Raw genomic sequence first — 6,592 nt, forward strand, 5'->3', positions numbered from 1 at the left:
TCCCTAATTCGTGCATCGCATATAGGATACGTCGATGTACGGGCTTAAGCCCATCACGGACATCAGGTAAAGCACGCCCCACAATCACACTCATGGCATATTCAAGATATGACCGTTGCATCTCTAAATGCAGAGCTGTGGGAATGACATTACTGTTTTCCAGTAGGTTCAGCTGTTTTGTCATCAAAAATCCTCCAAGGCAGAATTGACCACAGGGTAATCGGGGTTTAGGGTATAGGGAAATTGCACGCTCGTTAAGGCTACGGTACTCGAAAAGATGGCAAAGATGAGGAGAAGAGAATTTGTTCTTCAGCTATCAGCTATCAGCTATCAGCTTATGTGCTACGCACACGCTACGCGAACAGCTATCAGCTATCAGCTATCAGCTATTGAATAAAATAAGCTGACGGCTGAACGCGCACGCGTGGCCAAAGGCCTTCCGCTGACGGCTGGTGGCTGACCGCTGACCGCTGGCGGCTGACCGCTGTTCGCGTAGCGTGAGCTTAATGCTCACGGATCAATGCTTTCACCCTAAAATGTGAGCTTCTGGTTCCAAAGCCGATTTCCCGCCTTAAGATAGTTTTGGTTAAGCCAAGCTAAAGTATTAGCATGACTCAAAGAAACAGGCTCAAGGTTAACCCAGCCAGAAGCTTCGCTTCCAGAGGTGCGACCCGTGGCGAATTTAATTCGCCAAGTAAGAGCGCACGTAAAAGCCGTGCCCACTGTCCCCAAGACACTATGATGTAAGGTTGGATGCAGTTAGGGAAGGCTTTTTCCAGGAGCGTCAGCTTCCCTGGTATTAAGCAGCCTATCACCTGTATTAGTCCGATGAACATTACTAGTAAGCTAAGGATGTGGGGAAAGTAGACTTGAGAATATGACATCTTGCATTTGAAATAGCAAAATGACAGATTCCCTGTCAAACTTATGATCAAATGACACTTTTGCCAAAAATGACTCTCTTGATCCAAGACCCATGAAAACCGTTCTGATTGTCGAAGATGATCCGATTAATGCTCGTGTTTTTTCCAAGATTCTCAGTAAGCGGGGCGGTTTGAATGTAAAGCATACTGAAGATGTAGAAGAAGTAATGCAGATAGCCCAAGCTGGGGAGGCAGACATTATTTTGATGGATGTTTCCCTAGCTCATAGTGTTTATCAGGGTAAATCAGTAGACGGCATTAAGATTACCCAAATGCTTAAGGCTGATGCTGATACCTCTAAACTGCCCATTATTCTGGTAACTGCTCATGCGATGGAAGGAGATCGAGAAAATTTCCTTAAGCAAAGTGGTGCTGATGACTACATCTCCAAACCTGTTGTTGACCATCAAAAGTTTGTTGATCAGATCATCGCTCTACTCCCCCAGGACAATTAAATCCCTTGGTTGAAAATTGCCAATCTTAAACCACCGCCCTTGAGATGATTTCTCATCTTTGGCTGCGATCCCTCCCCTATTGGCAATTGATAGCGATCAAGCACTGTTTTTAGGACTCATCCATGACAGGTGGAGTTGATATGCTTAGGGTAGACCTTCACTCTGGATAATCGTGGCTTGGATTCTGGGATTTTCCAGAAACTTTTTGGTTTCAGAAAGCAGGCGCTTACCCCACAGGTTTTCTTTAAGAAACTCTAAGTTAGCATAGCGGCTATCTAGGCGGATTGCCGCTTCTCCCATTAATAGTGCCTTTTCGATATCCCCTTGGGCATACAGAGCCACAGCGATCGCAAGTTGGGGTTCTGCCGCCTCTTTATCAATCCCTATGGCTGCTTCCCATTTTTTAATGGCACTGTCCACATCCCCTTGTTCATAGTTGACCAAGCCAATGTTGTTGATGGCTGGCCAAAAGCTTTTGTCTTGGTCAACAGCTTTGTTGTAAGCATCGATTGCTTCACTATACTGATTTAGCATATAGTAAGAGTTACCCAAGTCAAACAGGGCTTCTGGCACATCGGGCTTGAGTTTTAATCCCGCTTTCAACTGAGCGATCGCTTTTCTATAGTCGCTTTTTTGGAAATACGCTGACCCCAAGGTGAACAGCACCCCAGCTTCATCTGGTGCCAGAGAGTAAGACTTTTGCAAGGCTTCTATGCCTTGATCCAACTCCTGGGACTGTACGTACAAGGTTCCCAAGATAAACCAGGTTTGATAGGTGTTGGGGGCAAGTTGAGTGGCTAACTTGGCTTTAGGCAGCGCCAGGTCGTATTGTTGAAAGCGGACTAACTGAATGGCCTCCTGAGCCAGAGTTAAGCCCTGCTGTTCGAGTTCATCTGAATCTAATTTTAGGGTATAGGGAATCAGTGCCTGTCCAGCAACTGGTGCTGACCAACTCATCAAACCCATGACAACAAGAATAGATAGTAATGGAATAGATTTAGGCACGGTACAGCCTCAAAGAACAATTAGCTTAATGTGAATCTACAGGTTACGCAACTGTCGAGAGTAATCCGGAAGGAATATAGCTCTAGCTTTACCCTCACGATAGGACTTTCCTGCTTCATCTGTCATCCTAGAGGATCCGACCAAGGTAAGTGTGGGGGGGTCGGGAATCGGGAATCGGGAGTCGGGAGTCGGGGGTGTTGGAAACGGGCAAGATGCCCATTCCACACAAGATGCTTATTTCACCATGATGCTTTTTCTATCAAAATGCCCATTCCATAAAACTATTAAAATCATCCTGCATTTATGCAATGCCCAATTTTTGCATTGCTGAATCAAATAAGGAAATTCTTTCCCAAAAGTTGTTGAGTATAAATACTTATTATTTCAGTTAACCAGTGATGCCACATCACTTTTCTACAGGAAAGATTAAAATAGATTTGTTGGGTCAGGGATAATACAGCGTTTATCGCACTTATGAGGTACAGTATTTTTTCAGGCTGATTACCTTAAAAGCCTATTGCCTTCAAACCATAAGCTTTCTAACTAACCCAAATAACAATTGCTATATGACCGAAGATAGTATTCCAACACACTTCCGAGAAAAAATCCAAGAAGCCAGGAAAAAAAAACTTGAAATACTCGATTTAAGTAATTACTCAGATAATACAATATTAAAACTTTTCGTTAATTTAGTTTCAGATCGATCCCAACCATTGACCAAGATACCAGAGGAAGTTTTTGAACTAAAACAAATTAAAGTATTAAAATTAAAGTATAACAAAATAGATAAAATTCCAGAGTCTATTGGGAATCTATCCAATTTAACTCATCTATATTTATCCTTCAATCAACTAACCAATATTCCAGAGTCTATTGGGAATTTATCCAATTTAACTCATCTATATTTATCCTTCAATCAACTAAAAAAACTACCAGAATCTATTGGAAATTTATCCAATTTAATCGAGCTAAATTTAGAGACAAATCAACTAACAAACCTCCCGGAATCTCTTGGGAATCTATCCAATTTAAACAGACTAGAATTATGGAATAATCAACTAATAACTCTGCCAAACTCTCTTGGGAATCTATCCAATTTAACCAGGTTAGAGTTATGGAATAATCAACTAACAACTCTGCCGGAATCTCTTGGGAATCTATCCAATTTAATCAGGCTACATTTATCGGGTAATCAACTAACAACTCTGCCGGAATCTCTTGGGGATTTATCCAATTTAACCAGGCTACATTTATGGAATAATCAACTAACCACCCTTCCCGAATCTTTTGGAAATCTCTCCAATTTAACCCAGCTAGAGTTATCGGAAAATCCCCTGGTTGTTCCACCGCCAGAAGTAGTCAGTAAAGGAGTAGATGCTATTAAACAATATTTTCGACAATTAAGGAAAGAAGGAAAAGATTATATCTATGAAGCTAAGTTGTTGATTGTCGGCGAGGCTGGAGCAGGCAAAACTAGTTTAGCTAAAAAAATTCAAAACCCCCAATACCAACTCCAAGACAATCAAGCATCTACAGAAGGCATTGATGTTATTAAATGGAGTTTTCCTCTTCTAGATAAGGAACAAGAATTTAAAGTCAATATTTGGGATTTTGGCGGGCAAGCAATTTATCATGCTACCCATCAGTTTTTTTTAAGTAAACGTTCTCTCTATACTTTAGTGGCGGATAGTCGTAAACAAGATACGGATTTTTATTATTGGTTAAATATTGTAGACAAATTAAGTGATAATAGCCCCCTGTTGATTATTAAAAACGAGAAACAAGACCGCCGAAGGGAAATTAACGAAAACGCTTTGCGAGGGCAGTTTACCAATCTCAAAAACACTATGGCTACTAATCTCAAAACTAACCGAGGGTTAGCAGAGATTATCGATGCTATTCAATATCACATTAAAAATTTACCTCACGTCGGACAAGTATTACCGAAAACTTGGGTAAAGGTTCGTCAAGCTTTAGAAAACGATTGTCGTAATTATATCTCTCTTGATGAATATCTAGATATCTGTGAAACCAATGGATTTACTCGACGGGAAGATAAATTACAATTAATTAGATATCTCCATGATTTAGGCATATGTCTTCATTTCCAGGATCAAGAAGATTCGTTGTTATATAAAACAGTCATTCTTAAACCCGAATGGGGTACCGATGCTGTTTACAACGTGCTGGATAATCATGACATTATTAATAACAACGGAAAGTTTACCCGCAACGATTTAAAACGTATTTGGAAAGAAGAAAAGTATGCCTCTACCAGAGGAGAATTACTAGAACTAATGAAGAAATTCCAACTTTGCTATGAAATTCCTGACAGCAAAGATACCTTTATCGCCCCTCAACTCCTCAGCGATAACCAACCAAACTATGACTGGAATCCATCCCACAATCTGATTTTACGCTACACTTATCCTGATTTTATGCCTAAGGGTATTATCACTCGCTTGATTGTGGTGATGCACCAGTATATTGACCAACAAAAATACGTTTGGAAAACTGGGGTCATCTTAACTAAGGACAACACCAAAGCCGAAGTGATTGAATATTACGATAAACGGGAGATTAAGATTAGAGTTACTGGTAGAGATAAGCGGGGATTATTAAGCATAGTTGCTTACGAACTAGATAGAATACATGCTTCTTATAAGCGCTTGAAGTACAGTAAGTTAATACCTTGTAATTGCCCTACGTGTAAAGACAGTCAGTCGCCACACTCTTATCCCTATGAAACATTGCTAGATTTTATAGAAAACAATCAATACACCATTCAATGTCAAAAAAGCTATCAGATGGTTAATGTTTGGAGTTTAATTGATCAGATAAGAGATGTGAACAAAGAAAAAGAATATATTAATGAATCAAGTCAGTTTAAAAGCTATACTCAAAAAGTAGTCTTGAATCTAACACAACAACAAGTTTCTGGAGATAATTCTAAACTAATGGCTAATAGTAACGATCAAAGTCGCAAGTTTCATCTATCTGAGAACGCTGTTAAAAATAGTGGTGGTGGTTCGATTATTTTCGGTGATAATACTGGTACGTTTACCAATACTATCAACCAGTTACCTAGCTTTGATGGTGAGCCTGATAAAAAACAACTAAAGGAATTACTCAGCCAACTCCAAAGCGCCGTCTTAGCAGAAGAGTTGGATGATGACGACAAAGCAGAAGCCCTAGAACAAATTGAAGCGATCGCTTCTGCTTTAACTAATTCTGAAGATAGTGGTGTGAAGAAAGTCGTAAAGAAGGCTATGAAAATACTGATGGGAACTGCTGCTGCTTTGTCTCCTACTGCTAATCTGGTTACTATATGTAAGGAATTACCAGGTTTGATTAGTAAGATATTTTAATATAGCAATTCTACGACTTGTGAGGTACAAATATCTGGGTTTTAGAGAGCAGGGAGCAGGGAGCAGGGAGCAGGGAGCAGCTAATACAGAAGAGGCAATAGGCAATAGGCAATAGGCAATAGGCAATAGGCAATAGGCAATAGGCAATAGGCAATAGGCAATAGGCAATAGGCAATAAGTCTAAAAAGTAAAAAAAAAAGCCGTAGATATTATGTCTACGGCTTTTTCAATGCCACAGTAAGTGGATTGAAATTGTCATGTCAATCAGATCCCAAACCAAACCTGATGTGATCTTATTTTACAAGACCAGGAGGCTTTGCCAGGGGGGGAAAAACCCCCCAGAATTTTAAGGTGTTATGGCAACAGCCAATACTTCATCATTGTCGTCTTCACTTCCCCTGGCACCTCCGTCGGCTCCATAGGACTCCACTCGCAAATCTCTGCATAACCAAAAACATAGAGGGTGTGCATGCTATAAATTACTGCTTTACGAGAACCTTTCAGAGTGTGCTCAACAGGGTATTTTTTGAGGTTTGGGTTAAATTCTGTTGACATGTTTGAAACATTGAATTCGTCGTTATATTTATAATAATAATGATTATTAATAATTTTGTCAAGGGTTTTAAAAAAATAATTTTTGGGGTTTTATGGAGAAGTTGCAATTAATTTGAAACTTATAATGTAAGTATATGCGCTACGCGCACGCTGCGCGAACAGCTATCAGCTATCAGCTATCAGCTTAAGCGCTACGCGCACGCTGCGCGAACAGCTTTTTAATAAAAGAGGTAAGCCTTCGAATAATGCTGAGTTAAGTCTGCTGACGGCACCTCAAGTAGCGTGA

The 6,592-nt window shown here is 40.2% G+C and carries 7 protein-coding genes; 2 read left to right on the forward strand and 5 right to left on the reverse strand.

All coding sequences use genetic code 11. The features are described from left to right. The coding region (locus F6K52_RS29750) for a DNA gyrase subunit A (protein ID WP_293087285.1) at positions 1 to 184 on the reverse strand (184 nt) is incomplete at its 3' end. 792 nt (positions 185 to 976) lie between these two features. On the opposite strand from F6K52_RS29750, the gene F6K52_RS29755 reads away from it, so the two are divergent. Beyond that, entirely contained in the window at positions 977 to 1,378 is a 402-nt protein-coding gene (locus tag F6K52_RS29755) for a response regulator (RefSeq protein WP_293087288.1), read from the forward strand. Between the two features lie 144 nt (positions 1,379 to 1,522). Here F6K52_RS29755 and F6K52_RS29760 read toward each other — a convergent pair whose 3' ends face one another. Together F6K52_RS29760 and F6K52_RS29765 are read right to left on the reverse strand one after the other, a co-directional pair. After that, on the reverse strand, positions 1,523 to 2,344 hold the full coding sequence (locus tag F6K52_RS29760) for a tetratricopeptide repeat protein (protein ID WP_364420367.1): 822 nt from the start codon (positions 2,342 to 2,344) through the stop codon (positions 1,523 to 1,525). Positions 2,345 to 2,419: 75 nt separating this feature from the next. Continuing rightward, positions 2,420 to 2,608, reverse strand: coding sequence for a hypothetical protein (locus F6K52_RS29765; protein WP_293087295.1), 189 nt, complete (start codon positions 2,606 to 2,608; stop codon positions 2,420 to 2,422). Between the two features lie 341 nt (positions 2,609 to 2,949). Between F6K52_RS29765 and F6K52_RS29770 the strand changes: the two genes are divergently transcribed. Further along, on the forward strand, positions 2,950 to 5,751 hold the full coding sequence (locus F6K52_RS29770) for a COR domain-containing protein (protein WP_293087299.1): 2,802 nt from the start codon (positions 2,950 to 2,952) through the stop codon (positions 5,749 to 5,751). A gap of 10 nt (positions 5,752 to 5,761) precedes the next feature. Here F6K52_RS29770 and F6K52_RS29775 read toward each other — a convergent pair whose 3' ends face one another. After that, positions 5,762 to 5,926 (reverse strand): hypothetical protein, encoded by a 165-nt coding sequence (locus tag F6K52_RS29775; protein ID WP_293087302.1) that lies wholly within the window; start codon positions 5,924 to 5,926, stop codon positions 5,762 to 5,764. 179 nt (positions 5,927 to 6,105) lie between these two features. Next, complete coding sequence (locus F6K52_RS29780; protein ID WP_070393923.1) at positions 6,106 to 6,306, reverse strand: hypothetical protein; 201 nt, start codon at positions 6,304 to 6,306, stop codon at positions 6,106 to 6,108. Between the last annotated feature and the right edge of the window lie 286 nt (positions 6,307 to 6,592).

This window comes from Moorena sp. SIO3H5 (assembly GCF_010692395.1).
GTDB lineage: Bacteria > Cyanobacteriota > Cyanobacteriia > Cyanobacteriales > Coleofasciculaceae > Moorena.